Source organism: Bacillus sp. UNCCL81 (assembly GCF_900112535.1).
Taxonomy (GTDB): domain Bacteria; phylum Bacillota; class Bacilli; order Bacillales; family Bacillaceae_G; genus Gottfriedia; species Gottfriedia luciferensis_B.
This window is the reverse complement of sequence record NZ_FOMF01000003.1, coordinates 558,108-576,810: the sequence shown is the minus strand read 5'-3', so window position 1 is coordinate 576,810 and position 18,703 is coordinate 558,108. Positions and strand designations below refer to the sequence as shown.

17 protein-coding genes and 1 riboswitch are annotated in these 18,703 nt (G+C 31.7%); of the genes, 4 read left to right on the top strand and 13 right to left on the bottom strand.

All coding sequences use genetic code 11. The features are described from left to right. Positions 1 to 3 precede the first annotated feature (3 nt). The 3 genes from BM319_RS08540 to BM319_RS08530 all read right to left on the bottom strand — a co-directional run bounded on the left by BM319_RS08540 (position 4) and on the right by BM319_RS08530 (position 2,398). Positions 4 to 615: a flavin reductase family protein gene (locus tag BM319_RS08540; RefSeq protein ID WP_069034472.1), complete on the bottom strand. Its 612-nt coding sequence runs from the start codon at positions 613 to 615 to the stop codon at positions 4 to 6. Positions 616 to 627: 12 nt separating this feature from the next. Then, on the bottom strand, positions 628 to 1,743 hold the full coding sequence (gene hppD, locus BM319_RS08535) for a 4-hydroxyphenylpyruvate dioxygenase (protein ID WP_069034473.1): 1,116 nt from the start codon (positions 1,741 to 1,743) through the stop codon (positions 628 to 630). Positions 1,744 to 2,077: 334 nt separating this feature from the next. Then, the gene (locus BM319_RS08530) at positions 2,078 to 2,398 is read right to left on the bottom strand and encodes a winged helix-turn-helix transcriptional regulator (RefSeq protein ID WP_069034474.1); all 321 of its coding nucleotides are present in this window, start codon (positions 2,396 to 2,398) and stop codon (positions 2,078 to 2,080) included. Positions 2,399 to 2,735: 337 nt separating this feature from the next. Here BM319_RS08530 and BM319_RS08525 point away from each other — a divergent pair, with 337 nt between their 5' ends. Both BM319_RS08525 and BM319_RS08520 read left to right on the top strand, forming a co-directional pair. Continuing rightward, complete coding sequence (locus tag BM319_RS08525) at positions 2,736 to 3,272, top strand: flavodoxin family protein (protein ID WP_091022173.1); 537 nt, start codon at positions 2,736 to 2,738, stop codon at positions 3,270 to 3,272. 23 nt (positions 3,273 to 3,295) lie between these two features. Beyond that, complete coding sequence (locus BM319_RS08520; protein WP_069034476.1) at positions 3,296 to 4,453, top strand: iron-containing alcohol dehydrogenase; 1,158 nt, start codon at positions 3,296 to 3,298, stop codon at positions 4,451 to 4,453. A 119-nt stretch (positions 4,454 to 4,572) separates the two neighbouring features. Here BM319_RS08520 and BM319_RS08515 read toward each other — a convergent pair whose 3' ends face one another. Then, positions 4,573 to 5,565, bottom strand: coding sequence for a hypothetical protein (locus BM319_RS08515; protein ID WP_091022170.1), 993 nt, complete (start codon positions 5,563 to 5,565; stop codon positions 4,573 to 4,575). 221 nt (positions 5,566 to 5,786) lie between these two features. Next, positions 5,787 to 6,740: a carbohydrate kinase family protein gene (locus tag BM319_RS08510; RefSeq protein WP_091022168.1), complete on the bottom strand. Its 954-nt coding sequence runs from the start codon at positions 6,738 to 6,740 to the stop codon at positions 5,787 to 5,789. A 184-nt stretch (positions 6,741 to 6,924) separates the two neighbouring features. After that, a riboswitch (PreQ1 riboswitch) is annotated at positions 6,925 to 6,969 on the top strand. Between the two features lie 5 nt (positions 6,970 to 6,974). Here BM319_RS08510 and BM319_RS08505 point away from each other — a divergent pair. Next, positions 6,975 to 7,460, top strand: coding sequence for a QueT transporter family protein (locus BM319_RS08505; RefSeq protein WP_069034478.1), 486 nt, complete (start codon positions 6,975 to 6,977; stop codon positions 7,458 to 7,460). A 48-nt stretch (positions 7,461 to 7,508) separates the two neighbouring features. On the opposite strand, the gene BM319_RS08500 is transcribed toward BM319_RS08505, so the two are convergent. Beyond that, the gene (locus BM319_RS08500; RefSeq protein WP_091022166.1) at positions 7,509 to 7,886 is read right to left on the bottom strand and encodes a VOC family protein; all 378 of its coding nucleotides are present in this window, start codon (positions 7,884 to 7,886) and stop codon (positions 7,509 to 7,511) included. Between the two features lie 184 nt (positions 7,887 to 8,070). Between BM319_RS08500 and BM319_RS08495 the strand changes: the two genes are divergently transcribed. Further along, positions 8,071 to 8,736, top strand: a complete 666-nt coding sequence (locus BM319_RS08495; protein ID WP_069034480.1) for an O-methyltransferase — start codon at positions 8,071 to 8,073, stop codon at positions 8,734 to 8,736. Positions 8,737 to 8,819: 83 nt separating this feature from the next. Here the strand turns inward: BM319_RS08495 and mutL are convergent, their stop codons facing one another. The 7 genes from mutL to BM319_RS08460 all read right to left on the bottom strand — a co-directional run bounded on the left by mutL (position 8,820) and on the right by BM319_RS08460 (position 18,620). Then, positions 8,820 to 10,763: a DNA mismatch repair endonuclease MutL gene (gene mutL / locus BM319_RS08490; RefSeq protein WP_091022164.1), complete on the bottom strand. Its 1,944-nt coding sequence runs from the start codon at positions 10,761 to 10,763 to the stop codon at positions 8,820 to 8,822. Positions 10,764 to 10,875: 112 nt separating this feature from the next. Continuing rightward, on the bottom strand, positions 10,876 to 13,518 hold the full coding sequence (mutS, locus tag BM319_RS08485; protein ID WP_091022162.1) for a DNA mismatch repair protein MutS: 2,643 nt from the start codon (positions 13,516 to 13,518) through the stop codon (positions 10,876 to 10,878). 163 nt (positions 13,519 to 13,681) lie between these two features. Further along, positions 13,682 to 14,227, bottom strand: a complete 546-nt coding sequence (gene cotE / locus BM319_RS08480; RefSeq protein ID WP_069034483.1) for an outer spore coat protein CotE — start codon at positions 14,225 to 14,227, stop codon at positions 13,682 to 13,684. Between the two features lie 271 nt (positions 14,228 to 14,498). After that, a complete protein-coding gene (locus tag BM319_RS08475; protein ID WP_069034484.1) occupies positions 14,499 to 14,945 on the bottom strand; it encodes a YlbF/YmcA family competence regulator in 447 nt (148 codons plus the stop codon). Next, on the bottom strand, positions 14,945 to 16,474 hold the full coding sequence (gene miaB / locus BM319_RS08470; RefSeq protein ID WP_069034485.1) for a tRNA (N6-isopentenyl adenosine(37)-C2)-methylthiotransferase MiaB: 1,530 nt from the start codon (positions 16,472 to 16,474) through the stop codon (positions 14,945 to 14,947). Before miaB ends, BM319_RS08475 begins: the two co-directional genes overlap by 1 nt. Before the next feature lie 315 nt (positions 16,475 to 16,789). Further along, on the bottom strand, positions 16,790 to 17,740 hold the full coding sequence (gene mraY / locus BM319_RS08465) for a phospho-N-acetylmuramoyl-pentapeptide-transferase (RefSeq protein WP_091022160.1): 951 nt from the start codon (positions 17,738 to 17,740) through the stop codon (positions 16,790 to 16,792). Positions 17,741 to 18,074: 334 nt separating this feature from the next. Beyond that, entirely contained in the window at positions 18,075 to 18,620 is a 546-nt protein-coding gene (locus BM319_RS08460; protein WP_091022158.1) for a GNAT family N-acetyltransferase, read from the bottom strand. Between the last annotated feature and the right edge of the window lie 83 nt (positions 18,621 to 18,703).

Sequence of the window (18,703 nt, the reverse complement as noted above, 5' to 3'; positions counted from 1 at the left end):
CCTTCACCTTTTTCTTTCAATTGCAAAAGTATCAGAAATAGCACGAGTATAAGAATGGCCAGCAAGGCGACCAACTGGATTTAGCTTTTCAGTATTGATTTTGCCATCTGCATATAATTCATCATTTATATGAACATTAACGACTTTACCAATTACTAAACTTCCAGCACCTTTGTTCTCACCAAAATGTAGTAGCTCATGAAGCTCACATTCTAGTCCTACTAAACTTTCTTTTACTCGAGGAACTTGCACAGTTGTCCCATCAACTTTTGTAAGACCAACTTGTTCAAATTCATCTACTCCATACGGAAAATCTGCAGCAGCATTATTAACTTGTTCGCAAATTTCTTCACTTACAATATTAATAATAAATCGTTTCGTCTGTTCAATATTTTTTAATGTGTCTTTTTTCTCGCCGTCTGTACCTCTAATCATTGGTGCAAAGCACACTAACATCGGGTCAGCACAAATCGCTGTAAAGAAACTAAAAGGTGCAACATTCGCTACACCTTCTGAGTTTACAGTTGAAACAAAAGCAATCGGACGAGGCAACACTGAACCAATTAACAGCTTATAAGCATCTTGCCATGGTAAAGTATCCGGTCTAATTTCCATTGTTACAACTCCTTATAGATTTCCTCGAAGTTCTTGCTCGCGCTCGATTGATTCGAATAATGCTTTAAAGTTACCATCACCGAAACCTCTAGCACCTTTACGTTGAATAATTTCAATAAATAAAGTTGGACGGTCAACGATTGGACGAGTGAAGATTTGTAATAAATACCCTTCATCATCACGGTCAACTAAAATCTTTAATTCTCTTAATTTCTCAATATCTTCATCAATTTTTCCAACGCGCTCTGTTAACATATCATAGTAAGTATCTGGTGTTTTTAAGAATTCCACACCTAGAGCTCTAAGTTTAGTAACTGTATCAACAATATCTTCAGTTAATAAAGCAATATGTTGTACGCCTGGTCCATTGTTATAATCTAAGTACTCTTGAATTTGTGATTTCTTTTTACCTTCAGCTGGTTCATTAATTGGGAATTTAATTCTGCTTCCATTTGTCATAACTTTTGACATTAATGCAGAATACTCCGTACTAATATCGTCATCATCAAAATGGATCATTGATTGGAATCCCATTACATTTTCATAATAAGAAACCCATTCTTCCATTCTTTCAACGTTACCAACTACGTGGTCTAATGCGATTAATCCAGTTTCATTTACTGGAATTGTGAAAGCGCGATCTTTATATCCTGGTAAGAAAGGACCATTGTAGTCGCCTTTTTCGATTAATGTGTGAATTGTATCACCATAAGTTCCGATTACAGCTTTTTTAACTGTTCCGTATTCATCGCTAACTTCAGTTGGAGGTAAAATTTTAATTGCTCCACGGCTTACTGCACCTTGATATGCTGCTTCTATATCATCTACTAATAAAGCGATATCTTTAACACCATCACCATGTTTTTTAATGAAGTCAGCAATTTTAGAATCTTCTTTTAAAGTTCCAGTAATAACTAGACGAATAGTACCATTTTTTAATACGTAAGAAACTTTATCACGTACTTTTGTTTCTAAGCCAGAGTATGCTACTGGTGTAAATCCAAAAGTGTTTGCGAAGAAATAAGCTGTTTGTTTCGCGTTCCCTACATATAGTTCTAAATGATGTACATCTGATACTGGAAAAACATCATAGCTAGTATTTGTTTGTTTTAATTCATCTTGTTTCATTTTAATTTCCCCCTATAAATTACGAATTTTGTAAAGAAAAGAAAAAACTATGTAAGAGCGTAAAGTAAACGCTTACAAAACAAATAAACCGCATAAAAAAAATTCTTAACAAGGATGACAATTCGCCAAGAATACCATTTAGAAATATATGGGAATTTCCCTAACGAACACACAACCTTTACTACTATATTAATGTAATCATCGTTTTATGAATCGATTTTACACTTATATAGTAGTCTCTAAGATAAATATTTCTACACTTCTTTTTAAATTCCTTCAAAAAATTTTTAATTTAATAAATTTTTTGTCGTTTCTTAATTTTATAACGATAGTATTAATTCGTTTTGCTTTTCTTTATATGATTTCCACCCCATGTACATAAGAGATCCAAAATTGGTTTCATTGATTTACCGTATTCATTTAATTCGTATTCCACTTTTGGTGGAATTTGATCATATGCAATACGATTAATTAGTCCATCCGTTTCTAACTCTCTTAATTGCTGTGTTAACATTTTTTGAGTTATTTTAGGCATCAGTTTTCTAAGTTCATTCGTTCTTTTTTTACCAGTTTCTAAATGGCAAAGTATGATACATTTCCACTTACCACCTATTACCTCAATCGCCGCTTCAATCGGCATATTATATTCTTTCATATATCCTCCATCATTGCTAAATACTATTTAATTAAAAATAAAGTTAGTTTACTCAACTTTTTTAGTACTAATGAAAACTTCAAAATCATCATATATTGTGGATATTATAACTATTGTCCTATCAATGATTTTGCAGTCAACAGTAAATGTTCATAAAATATAGCATACAAATAATTTATAGTTCAACTATTTATCAGTTATAAAATAACCGAACTTAGTTCCATAGACTTAGATTTCCCAAAAAGTTTTATAGGCACTTTTTAGTACGTACTTTATTTTAAGATCGTTATCATTCATAATTACAATCATAATTTATTCAAAAAGGAGTGGAAACAATATGTTTATCATTCATGGTAGTTCTAGGGAAAACGGAAATACAGAGCAGCTAACAAATTTCATTACAAAAGATGTTGCCAAGACGGAAGTACAATTACGTCATAAACAGATAAAGGCAATTAACGACCAAAGACACGAGCCAAATGGCTTCCAACCAATTGATGATGATTACGAGGAAATTGTAAAAGAAATGCTCGAGCATGATACGATTATTTTTTCAACACCTTTATATTGGTATGGTATGAGTGGATACATGAAAAACTTTATTGATCGTTGGTCTCAAAGTCTTCGTAATAAAGATCTACAATTCGCTGAAAAAATGAAAAACAAAAAAATCTATGTCGTAATTGTTGGTGGAGATCAGCCTAAAATTAAAGCTCTACCATTAATTTTACAATTTAAGCATATTTTCGAATTTGTCGGAGCTACACTTGAAGAATATATTATTGGAACAGGAAATTCACCTGGAGCAATATTAGAAGATCAATTAGCCATTCAACAAGCCGAATTGCTAAACACAACATTAAAAAATAAGTAAGTACAACTAGAAGGAGCAAGACCTTGATTCCATTTTTACAACATAACCCAACTAAATTATGGTTTGGGAAAAATCAAATTGAACAATTAGCAAATGAAGTACAAAATTATAATCGTATCCTGATCGTTTATGGTGGCGGCAGTATTAAAAAAAATGGCGTATATGATGACGTAATGAACCAATTAAGTGATAAAACGATTTTTGAACTTTCTGGAGTTGAACCAAATCCGAGACTAACAACGGTGAATAAAGGTATTCAAATCTGTAGGGATGAAAAAATTGATTTTATTTTAGCTGTAGGCGGCGGCAGTGTAATCGACTGTGTTAAAGCTATTGCAATTGGCGTTCCATATGAAGGAGATGTGTGGGATGTTATTACAAGAAAATCTAGGCCGACAAGTGCAACTCCTTTTGGTACTGTTTTAACATTAGCTGCAACCGGTTCAGAAATGAACTGCACATCAGTTATATCAAATATGGCAGTAAATGAAAAAAGAGGATGGAGTAACCCACTCGTTTTTCCTAAATTTTCAATTTTAGACCCTTCTTATACATTCTCGGTACCACTAGATCAAACAATTTACGGAATTGTTGACATTATGTCACATGCATTAGAGCAATATTTCCACCGTGTTAGCAATACACCTATGATTGATCGCTTTATCGAAAGTTTATTAATTACTGTAATCGAAGCTGGTGGAAAACTTGTTAAGGATTTAGAAAACTATGAATTACGCGAAACAATTATGTATGCTGGAACAACAGCCTTTAATGATACGTTATTAAATGGTACAGATGGTGGCGACTGGGCATCACATCAAATTGAACATGCGGTATCTGCCATTTACGATATTCCACATGGCGGTGGGTTAGCGATCATATTCCCAAACTGGCTAAGTCACTGTTTAGACTATGATCCAAGCAGAATTAAAATGCTAGCAACAAATGTTTTTGGAATTTCTGAAGAAGGAAAAACAACGAAGCAAGTTGCAGAAGAAGGGATCCAAGCACTAAGAAGTTTTTGGAACTCAATCGGTGCACCAAACCGTTTAGCAGATTATCAAATTGACGACTCACGTTTAGACGAATTAGTAGAAAAATCATTTGTAAAACCAGTAGTTGGTGGTTATAAAATTTTGGATAAAGAAAGTGCGAGAGATATTTTAGTTCGTTCTCTTTAATGTTACCTAAATAAATAGATAATTTACAATTCAAATATAAGTATATTTTGCATATAAAAACGCTTGGAGATAGTATCCAAGCGTTTTTAATTATTAAAATATGTTATCCTTTTTTGTTACTAAGCGAATATATCTTTTTTATAATTTAAAATATATTCCCTCCTATTTTTAACACGAGGAACGCCATCTTTTTGATAATATATATCAAGCACATTTTCAATTTCACTTTTGACTGTCCCTAGTATTTTAGGATTGAATTGTTCTACATAAGGGTCTCCACCTCTAACTACACAATTTGCCATTGTGTCAAGAGCGATTAAGCTGAGAGGTCTTCCTTTAGTTAACCACGATTTCATTCTCTCCCAAGTTGGAAAGCATACTGCAGCGAGTCTTCCCCAATTATCATTAAATTCAATGCTATTCAATTCGATCCAATCTAGTACATCACTTGAACGGAAACGATATAAACAACTAAACGCTTGTATTGGCAACTCTTTTTCATTAACTAATTTTAATTTATTTAACACATTATTTAAACCTTCTTCAATTGGTAAACTGCTCGATGTCGCCAACGATAGTTTAAACAGTAACTCTTCATCATAATTATTCCAAAGTTCTCTAATCCACTCTGAAGCAGAGCTACCCAAGACATCAGCCACTATTTCCAACATTCGCGATTTTATTTCATAATTAACAGTTGCATAAAACCTTGATTTAACAGATTTTAAAATTGATAAATCATTATGTACTTTAAGAGCACTAATTACATCATCCTCTAGAAACCATCTAGTTATAGAGAAATCGATCAATGCTTCTAACTCTTTTCGGACATTTTTCAAAGTTGGTGCTTTATCTTTTTTTGTTACAATTACCTCTTCTTCTGGTTGACAAGCTTGACCATCATCTTCGTAAAAATCATCATGTAGTAAATACTTTTTTGGTGAATGGACAACTGCTAAATTGTACCATTCAATCGGTTTCAACGAACGTTTTAATAATCTTTCATGACAATTATTGCATAGCTTATAAGGTTGATTTGGTTCTTCAGAATTTTCTTCAACACTAATTAAATTTAACTTACAGGCTTCACATAATTTGGTAGGAAAAACCAACAAAATCACCTCTTTTAATCTTCCATCATGTATATGTTAACATAAATTCCTACTATTCTTTTTAGAAGATATTAAAAAATCCGCCTAAATTAATCAAATTTATTTTCAGGTTCAAACACTTTATTTGCACTTACTTCAATTACATTGCCTATCCACCAACTTTATTTATATCTCCACATTCCAGTTCTAACAAAAAAAAGAACCCAATAAAAGGTTCTCAATTAAAATTGCATTTCTATCCAATTAAGTTCATTAATATGGTGATCAACAACGTTACAACACATATTTGGGTTAATCGTATCGACATGTGAAATTGTAATAGATGACATCGAAACCGAATATTTAACTGTATCAACAATGCTCATATTATTCATATAGCCATATCCGATCCCAGCAACTAAAGCATCTCCCGCTCCTGTTACATTAACGACTGAAACGCCATCGGCTTGGATAATACCTTCTTCTATTCCATCATTATAATAAATTCCTTCTGCATCTAAACTAATAAAAACATTTGTTACGCCTAATTCTCTAAAATATCTGCCAGCTCTTCGAACATCTTCCACAGAAGTAATTTCAAATCCACACAATACTTCAGCTTCATGTCGATTTGGTTTAATCGTATGAAAATATTGAATATAATCTTTTATTTTTGAAGCTTTTGACGCAGAAACTGGATCTAAAATAAATTTTGTTTCATTATGGAAATTTGTTAATAAATAAGCTAAAATACTTGGATTGTCCGCGTCAACCACCATATATTCAGCATTTCGAATAACTTCTGCTTTGGAGTCTATAAACTCCTCTGTAAAATTGTTTGTGATATCTAAATCTACTACCGCAGAGACCATTTCTCCGCTTTCATTTAAAATGGCTAAATATGTTGGAGTAGATTCTCCTTTAATAATTAATGTGTCTTCCATATCTATGTTCATATTTTTTGCGTGATTTAACATATTGATTCCATTGATATCATCACCAATGACTGAAATAAACTTTGTATTTAAGTTGATCTTTGCCATATTTTCTGCAATATTACGGCAAACACCACCAAACGATACTTTTACACTGCCTGGATTTGAATCATATGGACGATAATTTTTTTTCGTAAATCCGATAATATCACATATCGAAACACCAAATACTAAAATATATGGATCAGAAGGAATTGTCATTTTGTCAGTCCTTTCACTTTAAACTGAAAGAAAAATAAATTGTATTGATTCACTAATTATACCAATATAATATATTCTTTATAAAGTATTTTTTTGAACTTATTTTCATAATTAATTTCTTTTTTATTATTGACTAAAATTATTTTTAAGTATAATATTTATTCTTACGTTTAAAAAATATATTTTTTACGTGGTTCGAAAACCTCCCACGAAAAAAAACTAAGGAGTAACAAAATGAAGTTAAAGACAATTACTGTTAATGGAGTATTTGCTGCACTTTATATTGCAGTTACGTACTTTATTCAACCATTTGGGTTTACGAATGTACAGTTTCGTGTATCCGAAATTTTTAACCACTTAGTCGTATTTAATAAAAAGTACATATATGGAGTAGTTTTAGGAGTTATATTAGCTAATTTTTTCTTTTCTCCAATAATGGCATATGATTTAGTCTTTGGTGTTGGCCAATCGATTATTTCGTTATTAATTACAATTGCCACGTCAAAATTTATAAAAGGTATTATACCGAGAATGATTGTTAACACGGTTGTCTTTACGATTACTATGTTCTTAATCGCAATCGAATTAAAACTAGCATTTCATTTACCTTTCCCAATAACTTATTTAACTACAGCCATTGGTGAATTTGTAGTGATGGTTGTTGGTATACCGATAATGTACTATTTAAATAAACGAGTAAAATTCGAACATCTAGTTTAAGTAAAAAGAGTTGTTTCTCTAAATAGAAACAACTCTTTTTATTATGTATTATTTGTCTTCTCTTAATAAATAATCATTACCATCTTGATCATAAAAATTAAACATTGAACCGTATGGCATTTTCATCAGGTCATCAACTTTTACGCCATTTTGTTTCATTTTTTCATAAGCAGACTCAATATCCGTTGTGCTAAAAAGTACAGATGGATGAGCTATTTTTTCTGGTTTAAATTGTTCCATCGAAGTTTTAGAGTAAAGAACTAAAGTAGTAAATTCACTTTCACTTGGACCTACTTCAATCCATTTAGCGTCTGGTCCCATTGGCATTTCTAATTTTAGTACAAACCCCATTTTATTAATCCAAAAATCTTTTGCTTGCTCTTGATCTTCTACATAAACAGTAACTTTACCGATTTTATTAATCATATAAAAATCTCCTCTACTGGTTAATTTTACTACCAATCTATTTTAGCAAACGCAAATATGTAAAACAAACCGATTAAGTATGAATTTTCACTTCATGTATATGTCTTTTTTCCTGTAGAAGCATTTTTATAAAACAATACCATATACTTTTTTGAAAACAGTACTAAGTAAGGGGGAAGTAATCTTGCCTAATAACGTAATATGGAACGATGTTGATGAATATTTTGTAGAAAAACTAATTCCAAATGATCCTATCTTAGAAAATGTATTACTTGCAAATTATCAAGCCGGTTTACCTAGTATAGATGTGTCTCCTACTCAAGGTAAATTACTTTATCTATTAGCAAAAATTAAAGGCGCTAAAAACATTTTAGAAATCGGTACTTTAGGTGGATATAGTAGTATTTGGTTAGCTCGTGCACTTCCTGAGGATGGCAAATTAACAACCTTAGAAATTAGCCATGAGCATGCAAAAGTTGCCAAACAAAATATCATAGAAGCAAAATTGCAAGAAAAAGTCGAGATTATTATCGGAAAAGCGTTAGATACTTTACCAACGCTAAAAGAATCAAAGCCTTTATTTGATTTCATATTTATCGATGCCGATAAACCAAATAATCCTCATTATTTAAAATGGGCATTAAAATTAGCAAGCTCTGGTGCATTAATTATTGTCGATAATGTTGTTCGAAACGGAGAGGTAATTTATGAAACGAGTCAAGATGAAAGTGTTAAAGGTGTTCGTGAGCTTTTGGATCTAATCACTACAGACTCTCGAATTGACACTACCGCTATTCAGACTGTTGGATTAAAAGGATATGATGGTTTTGTGATTGGAGTTGTTAAATAATTTATTAATTTTAAAAAAGGGGCGCCCATAGTTCAGTTAATCTGAATTATGAGACTGCCCTTTAAAAATTCAAACTTATTTTATTACATTACTCGCTTAAACATTTTCTCAAGCTCATACGAACTAAAATGGATAACGATTGGTCGACCGTGTGGACATGTAAATGGATTGCTTGATTTTCTCAACGATTCTAATAGATTAAAAATCTCATCGTTTGTTATATATTGATTTGCTTTTATTGACGCTTTACAGCTCATCATGATGGCTTTTTCTTCACGCAGTTTTTTTATATTAATCGTTCCGCGTTTTAATAGTTCTTGAATCATTTCATCAATTAATGTATCCTCTTGTCCTTCTGGAAACCAATTTGGATGTTCACGAATGACATAACTATTCGATCCAAACTTCTCGATAAATAGCCCAACTTCTTGGAGTTCATCTTGGTATTGGTCTAATAAAATAGCTTGCTCTGGTGAAACATCAAATGTAATTGGAATTAATAAAGTTTGCAGTTCTGATGCAACTTCCCCTATTTTTTCCTTAAAATATTCATAGTAAACACGTTCCTGTGCGGCATGTTGATCAATTAAATATAATCCTTTTTCATTTTGAGCAATAATATACGTTCCGTGCATTTGGCCGATTGGATATAAAGGGGGTAGTTGGTCTATGTTTTGCTCATCATATACTTCTTCGTTCACAATGACTGTTTCTTCTATATTTGATTGGTCGTCTTCACTTACAAAATTTGAATATCCTACGTCTTTATTCAATTCATGTTTTTCAAAATAAAGACTTTCATAATCGGTTGGGGTTGATGAATCAATTTGATTAATTGAATCGAATTCAGTTGAATCTTCTTCTTTTATTGTTTCATTCGTTTCATTGGAATAATTCGAATTAGTAGTAAAACGATTTTGAAGCGAGAATGGTAATTTCTTTTCTACATCTTCTTTTATAGAAGAATGTTCAAAGGAAAATGTAGATTGTTCACTAAATATTTTTTCCTTTGGAACTGTTGACTTTATTTCTGGAATTAGGGAACGACCTCTAAAAACTTTTTTTATACTTTCAGTAATTAATGTAAATAATTGATCCTCTTTACTAAAACGAACTTCTTGTTTTGTTGGATGTACATTTACATCGACTAATTGAGGGTCCATTTTAATAAATAACGAAACGATTGGAAAACGGCCAATTGGTAGCAAAGTATGATAACCTTCACTAATTGATTTGTTTACACCATAGTGTTTTACATATCTTCCATTTACATATAGTGATATATAGTTTCTAGTTGCTCTTGTATATTCTGGCATAGATAAATAGCCTTCAATTTGAAAGTCTAATGACTCGCCTTTAAAATGAACCATGTTTTTTGCAATTTGTAGTCCGTATAATGATGCAAGGATTTGTCTTGCGTCGCCATTTCCATTACTACGGAACATTAATTTATCATTATGTTTCAAATCAAAAGCGATTTGTGGATTAGCTAATGCTAATCGATAGACAACGTCTGTTACATTACTTAATTCTGTTTGAACCGTTCTCATATATTTTAATCTAGCTGGTGTATTAAAAAATAAATTTGAAACTTCAATACTTGTACCTTTTGATTTAGCAATTTCTTTTTGGGATTGCAATACGCCACCTTTTAAAATGGTTTCAATTCCAGGTCCGTCTTCGGTTGATGTTTTTACTGTAACATAACTTACAGACGCAATACTCGGTAATGCTTCACCTCGGAAACCTAATGTACGTATTCGAAATAAGTCATTTTCATCTTTTATTTTACTAGTTGCATGGCGCTCAAATGCAAGGATACTATCTTCCTTTGTCATCCCTTCGCCATTATCACTTACAAAAATTCGTGAGAGTCCACCGTCGTTAATTTCGACTGTAATACGTGTACTAATTGCATCAATTGCATTCTCAAGTAATTCCTTAACAACTGATGCAGGACGTTCTACAACTTCACCTGCGGCTATTTGATTGGCTAAAATTTCATCTAACTTCTGTATTTTTGACATTAGTGAACCTCCTCTCTAAATAAATGCATTAATCAATAAAAAAAGGTATAGTACATTAAGCTATTATCATAATTTTAACTATTAATTAAAAGAAAGGCCATTTGGCCTTCTTTTATTTTTTAACTTGCTTTTGAAGTTCATATAATAAATTAAATGCTTCCATAGGATTTAATTCTAGTATATTTATTCCTTTTAATTGATCAATGACAGGATGGTTTTTAACAACTTCTTTAACCACCGGTTGATGATCGTCAAATAAGCTTAACTGAGATTCAGCATCCTCTTTGTTGGTCGTTTGAACAATTTCTTTTTTCGGTACTTGAATAGTTACAATCTCTTTTTCTGTATTTTCAATTCCCTCTTTAACATAGGAATGACTATTTGATTCTAAATCATTTAATAATTCTTTTGCCCGACTGATTACATCTTTTGGAAGGTTTGCTAATTCGGCAACGTGGATACCATAGCTTTGATCCGCTGCGCCTTCAAAGATTTTATGAAGGAATAATACTTTTCCATCTTGCTCTTTTGCTGCAACGTGAATATTTTTCAAAAACTTAAGTTGATTAGCTAATACCGTCAATTCATGGTAGTGAGTAGAAAAAAGCGTTTTTGCTCCGATATGATCATGTATATATTCAATCATGGCTTGTGCTAAGGCCATTCCATCATATGTTGATGTTCCTCTACCAATTTCATCAAATAAAATTAAACTTTTTTCAGTTGCATTTGTGATTGCATAATTAGCTTCTAACATTTCGACCATAAATGTACTCTGTCCAGAAATTAAATCATCTGCTGCCCCAATTCTAGTAAATATTTGATCAAAAATAGGTAATTTCGCATATTCAGCAGGTACATAGCATCCAATTTGAGCCAATATACTTATTAGCGCAACTTGTTTCATATACGTACTTTTACCAGCCATGTTAGGTCCTGTAATTAAAAATTGATGAGTCTCAACATCGAAATTAGTATCATTCGGAATATATTCGGAACCTAGTAGTACCTTTTCAACTACTGGATGTCTTCCATTCTTCACGATATATTCTCTTTCCTCCGTGAATGCAGGTCTAACATATCCATTTTTTTCACTTACTACAGAAAAACTTTGTAAAACGTCAATTTGACTAATTACTTGTCCTAATGTTTGAAGTCTAGATAAATATTGTTTTACTTGTTCTCGAATTGAAATAAATAACTCATATTCCAAGCCAATCATTTTTTCTTCAGCTTCAAGAATCATTGTTTCTTTTTCTTTTAGTTCTTCAGTAATAAAGCGTTCTGCATTCGCTAATGTTTGTTTACGTTCGTAACGACCTTCTGGTACTTGACTAATATTTGATCTAGTCACTTCGATAAAGTAGCCGAAGATTCGATTATAGCCAATTTTTAAGTTCTTAATCCCCGTAATTTCTCTTTCTCTTTGCTCTAATTCCATTAGCCAATTTTTACCGTTCTTACTAACGAATCGATATTCATCTAATGTTTTATGAAAGCCATCTTTTATAATGTTTCCTTCTTTAATTGATAAAGGCGCATCTTCTAAAATTGCATTCTCTAAAAGCATTTGAAGCTCTTCACACGGATCGATTTGATTAATTAATTCATCTATCGTTTCATGACTAATTGATTTTAAAGCATGAATAATTGAAGGTACCGTTTGAAGTGAACGTTTTAATTGTAATAAATCTCTTGCATTTACATTACCAAATGAGACTTTCCCAGCTAAGCGCTCTAAATCATATACATCTTTTAATAATTCCTTCAGGTCTTCACGGATAAAATAATTTTCCATTAACAATTCTACAATCGTCAAACGATGTTCAATCTGTTTAGTACTTACTAGTGGACGTTGAATCCATTTTTTTAGTAAACGTCCACCCATCGCCGTTTTCGTTTCATCTAATAACCAATTTAAAGAACCTTGTTTGTTTTTTGAACGTTGTGTTTCAACTAATTCAAGATTTCTCATCGAATACATGTCCATGTTTAAAAAATCATGTTGATGAATAACGACTATTTCTTGAAGATGAGAAAGTGTTCGTTTTTGTGTTCTCGATAAATAATTTAATAATCTTGCGGCAGTAGTTTTTAAACTAGTTTGATCAATTGATTTTACAACATTTTTAAACTCATCTGATAAATGAACATTTTCCTCAAATGAAACGGTAATTGAAAAACTTTTTTCTAGTGTTTGAATCGCTTTAGATGAAATATCTTCATTTACAACAACTTCTTTAGTACCAGTTGCTGCGATTTTTAAAACTGCTTCTTCAATTGAACCACTAAGTAATAAAGCATTCCCCTCACCAGTCGTCAAATCAATCCAAGCTAAAGCATATGAACTTGGTGTTACTTCTGATAATGTTGAGATATAATGATTTTGCTTTTCATCAATCGATCTACCCTCCATTTGCGTCCCTGGAGTAATCAGTTGAACAACCTCTCTTCGAACTACTCCTTTTGCGACCGTTGGATCTTCAACTTGTTCACAAATAGCTACTTTATATCCTTTTTCAACTAATTGTTCTATATATCCAGCTGCAGAATGGAATGGTACTCCACACATTGGAATTCGTTCATCAGTTCCTCCTGCTCGACCGGTTAACGTAATTTCTAAAACTTGAGATGCCTTTATGGCATCCTCAAAAAACATTTCATAAAAATCACCAAGTCTAAAAAACAAAAATGCATCTTGGTAATTTTTCTTTATATTTAAATATTGCTCAATCATTGGCGTATAAGTTGCCATTTCTATCCTCTCCATCAAAAAACATTCTTCGCATATTATATCACATTTTGCAAAAAGGCTTAGAAAGTTCGAAAGTTAAGAAAAAGAAAACTTTCGATTGATTGTAAAGTTGAAATTATTTATAAAATAAAAAAGCTAGGAAGTATCACCTTCCTAGCCTAACTTACTCTTCTTCGCCTTCTAAAACAAAATCTGGATCTAAATCTTCAAACTCATCATCTACATCAAAGAACTCGTCATCGTCGTGTACACCATGCGGTGCAACAAGTACGACAATTTTCGTTTCACCTACAACTTCAACTAATACTTCTTTCTCTACTGTTACAATAAATCGATTTCCATTTGGAGAAATAATTGCATCTAAACAATTTGGATGTTTTAATGATCTAGCAATCACTTCACAATCTTCGCCAGTAAAGTTTTCATCTCTGTGTCTTAACTTTACTACTTCAGTATACTTAACAGACTCAGGAACAACTTCTGTTTTCGTATTGTCACCATAGGAGTACCAAATATTAATATCATATTTACCAGATACTTCTACTCCATCCTTACATTTTTTTGCATCATATACATGGTTAATAACCCAGCAGCCTAAAATACTTGATGGAGTATGATTTGGTGTGATTGTATGTGTGACTTTGTTATATTTCTTGCCTCTTCCTACGACTGCCTTCGTTATAATCTCTCTATGTTCGCGTTCAGACATAGGTGTGACCCTCCTCGTTCCATTTTCATTTCATTCTATGCGTGACATATGCGGAATGTGTTAATGACATGAAAATTCTTTTATACAAGTTAAAAAAACATGTGATGATAAATTGTATGACGACAGCCTAATAAAGTTGACTCTAAATTGAAGAATTTAAAAAATAAACATAAAAATTATGATATTAAGGCTATTTAGTAATTACTTTATTAGCTTTATATAAAAAAAAGACTCAAGCAGCAAAATTATTTGCTTCCTTGAGTCTTTTTTATTAATGGCTGCAGCTATCTGTTTTGCAAGCATCCGGCCCATGTTCTACTTTTGAACCTGTCTCACCACTTAATAAGTTACCGCCTGTTGACTTAATGATTTCGTCTGTCACACCATTTGAGATCGTGTGAGCGATTAATTGAAGTAAGTCATTAACTTCTACTTGAGAAGATTGAAATTCTTGTACAACTGGAATTGTTTCTAGTTTTTCGTTTAATTCATCAAGCTCTTGTTCAACTTTTTTTAGTGCTTCTTTCTTACCCCAGTGCTCTAAATTAACTGCTTGTTTTTGTAATGACTTAATTTCTTCAATATAAGCTCTTACAGTTTCACTCTCGTTAATTTGCGCTTCAGCACGTTTAAAAAAGTCTACTTCTTCTGTTTCAGAAATCATTACTGCTAATTCTTTTGCACGTTCAACGATATCCGTTTTTGTATATTTTCCCATTATAGCACCTCTACTGTTTCTTCTACTAATTCTCCATCTAATGACCATGTTTTAGCTTTTGTAACTTTTACTTTTACAATTTGACCAACGATTGATTTAGGACCTCTAAAGTTTACAAGTTTATTATAAGGAGTATACCCAGCAAGTACATCAGGGTTCTTCTTACTTTCTCCTTCAACTAATACATCAAGTATTTGACCTTCAAAACGTTTATTGAATTCAGCAGATTTTTCATTTACAAGATTGTTAAGTCGTTGTAATCTTTCCTTTTTCACACTTTCTGGTACATTATCTACCATTTTTGCAGCTGGTGTACCTTCACGTGGTGAATAAATGAAAGTAAATGCTAAATCAAAACCAACTTCTTCATATAATGTCATTGTTTCTTCGAATTGCTCATCCGTTTCATTTGGAAATCCAACAATGATATCTGTTGTAAATGAAATTTGTGGCATTGCTGTTTTTAATTTTCTTACAAGTTCTAAATATTGTTCACGATCATATTTACGTGACATTAGTTTTAGAACTTCAGAGCTACCAGATTGAACTGGTAAGTGAATATGTGGCATTAAGTTGCCACCTTTTGCTAATACTTCTATTAAATGATCATCAAAATCACGTGGATGACTTGTTGTAAAACGAACACGCGGGATACCAATTTTACGGATTTCATCCATTAAATGACCTAATCCATATTTACCATCATCTAAGTCTTTACCATAAGCATTAACATTTTGACCTAATAAAGTAACTTCTTTATAGCCCAGTCTAGCTAATTCACGTACTTCATTGATGATATCCTCTGGCTGACGACTACGTTCTTTACCACGTGTGTAAGGAACAATACAGTACGTACAGAATTTATCACAGCCATACATAATATTAACCCATGCTTTAATTTCTCCACGACGTACTTTTGGAAGGTTCTCAATTACATCCCCTTCTTTTGACCATACTTCAATCACCATTTCTTTACTAAACATCGCTTCTTGAATAATAAATGGTAATCTATGAATATTATGTGTACCAAATACCATATCTATAAATGAATGTTTTTGTAAGATTCGATTAACAACTGCTTCTTCTTGAGACATACAACCACAAATACCGATTAATAGATCTGGTCTTTGAAGTTTTAACGGTTTTAAGTGACCAATTTCACCAAACACTTTATTTTCAGCATTTTCTCGAATAGCACATGTATTTAATAGAATAATATCAGCATCTTCAACTGATGTAGCTACTTCATAACCCATCGTCGTTAAAATACCTGCCATAACTTCTGTGTCATGTTCATTCATTTGGCAGCCATATGTACGGATTAAGAATTTTTTACCTACACCTGAATTTCTCATTTCTTCAGGAATTTCGAAACCACGATCATACGTAACTTCTTCTTTACCTCGACGCTTTGCATCAGCTAAAGATGGAGCTTGGTAAACTTTTTCAAAATATTTACTATAATCTTTATCATTTTTATCTTTTGAATTATTTATATTAGTGCCTTGAAGGCGTTGTTGTTCATTCATGAAACAATCTCCTTTCTTCTCGAGCGTCCACACATTACTTAAGTATATAACGTTATTCTACAATATACAATGTGCGTTAGGCAAAAAAGAAAGCTGATAATACTAGTATATTTGAATAATTTTATCCATTATTATAAAAACAATTCTTTAAAAGAATAAAGCGCTTTAATGATTGATTGAAGAATGTTGATTCAGGTTATATGGTCCTCACTTTTAGAACCGTATCTCGAGCCCTCTCTAAACCTAAAAAACACCTTTTTCAACATAAAAAGAGAATCCATCAAAGGATCCTCTTAAATTCATTGAGTTCATAATTTACATAAAAAAATAAAAATATAAGTAGCTTAAGAAACATCCTGTCCAAGAAACAATCGTAAAATTCATGACAATGACATTTTCTGACCAACCATATTTAATTCCATAATGAAAATGTATAGGTGCCATTAGAAATAATCTTTTTCTTGTTCTTTTAAAGTAGAAAACTTGAAAAATAACGGAAAACTGTTCAGCTAAATAAATAAAAAACAACATTGGAATTAAGATCTCTACTTTTTCAATTATCGCTAAAAATGATAACGAACCTCCGATTGCCATCGAACCTGTGTCGCCCATAAAAGCCTTAGCTGGATATAAGTTATAAATTAAAAAACCAGCTAAACTAGCGATCATTATGAGACTAAAAATTTTCACTTCAATATGATCTGAAATCAGAAAAAAGAAAAAGAAGGTAGGGATTGATACCATACCAAGCAGTCCGTCCATCCCGTCAGTAAAGTTAATAGCATTAGCTGATCCTACAATAAATAAAGTGATTAAGGCCAAATAAACCCATAATGGTAAAAAGATACTTAACAAATCGGTAATCCGAAAGGTTGTGTCTACTTCAAAAAAATTAATTAAAACAATAAGTAAAAAAATAGTAAATGAAAATTGAAAAACTAGTTTTGTTTTAGCTGATATTCCTCCTGGATCCTGTTTTGATGCTTTCCAAAAGTCATCAAGAAAACCAACAACACTGAATAAAATAAAAGTTCCAACTAAAAAAAGCATAAGTGGACTTGAATAATTAACGAAAGCTACTAAAATACCTATCAAAAATATACTTCCCAGCATTAAAGGAGTTCCTTTTTTATTATGGTGTTCAGCTGGTAATTCCGCTCTAATAGGTTGAGTCAACTTCAATCTTCTTAACGTAGCAATTAAAAAAGGTGAAAGAATACTTACCAAAATAAACGTAATTAAAGCAGGTACGAGTGAGGATAACAAAATTTTTCTCCTTTCTATTATTTCTAATTAAGAAATTCGATAATATCAAGCGATTTCCTTTATTTGCCTATTTTTTAATTTAAGAATTCAATTTAGTGTTACTTTGTTATTAGAAAATGGAGGGTCTCCAAAATTGGAACCCTCCATTTTTTAATATGGTATTCTTAGAGAATCTTTAAATGTTGATAAAACTGTAGATTTATAAACAGAAGTGATAAATAATGACTAGGCTGCAAATAAGAGTTTTGGAATGCCAAATAAAGGGTTCTTCTGTAAAAACAAATGATGAAATTGGTAATTAAACAGTGGTTTGCAAATAAAACCTGAAAAATTGCTATTTTAATCTATCGCTGACTTTAATTTTCCAAATCATATGATCAGATCCCTTATCCCAATAGTCCTTTAATAAATAATCAGGTTCGCCAAATTTCTTTTTCCAGATTTTTTGGGCATTACAATAGCCACTATCTAAACAAAATTTTTCTATCCCTTTATTGTGTAAAGTAACGAACATATTCTTTAATAATAAATTTCCTATTCCATTTTTTTGATAGTCTGGATGTACAAATACAGTACCGACCTCAGGTAGCCCTTTTAGTTCATTGTTTGTACAATTTAAAATAAGATCACTAGCTGGACCATATTCAATCGAACCAATAATCTTTTCGTTATTTAACGCAATCAAAAAATATCGTTCTTCACCATTACTTTCAAAATCATTTTCTAGATAAATTCCTTTTGTTTTGATTTCTTCCTTCATACTTTCCACTTGATTGCTAATACCTTCTTTTGTAAAAGTATCTGTAATCACTATTTTAAAAAATTGATTTAATTCTTTAATGTCTTCTATTATCGGTCTTCTTATTTTTATATTCATCATCAAAACACTCCTAACTACAAATTACTTCAACATCAAATGGCAGTATCCTTCATAATAGATTGTCATGATTGTCCATATCTAAA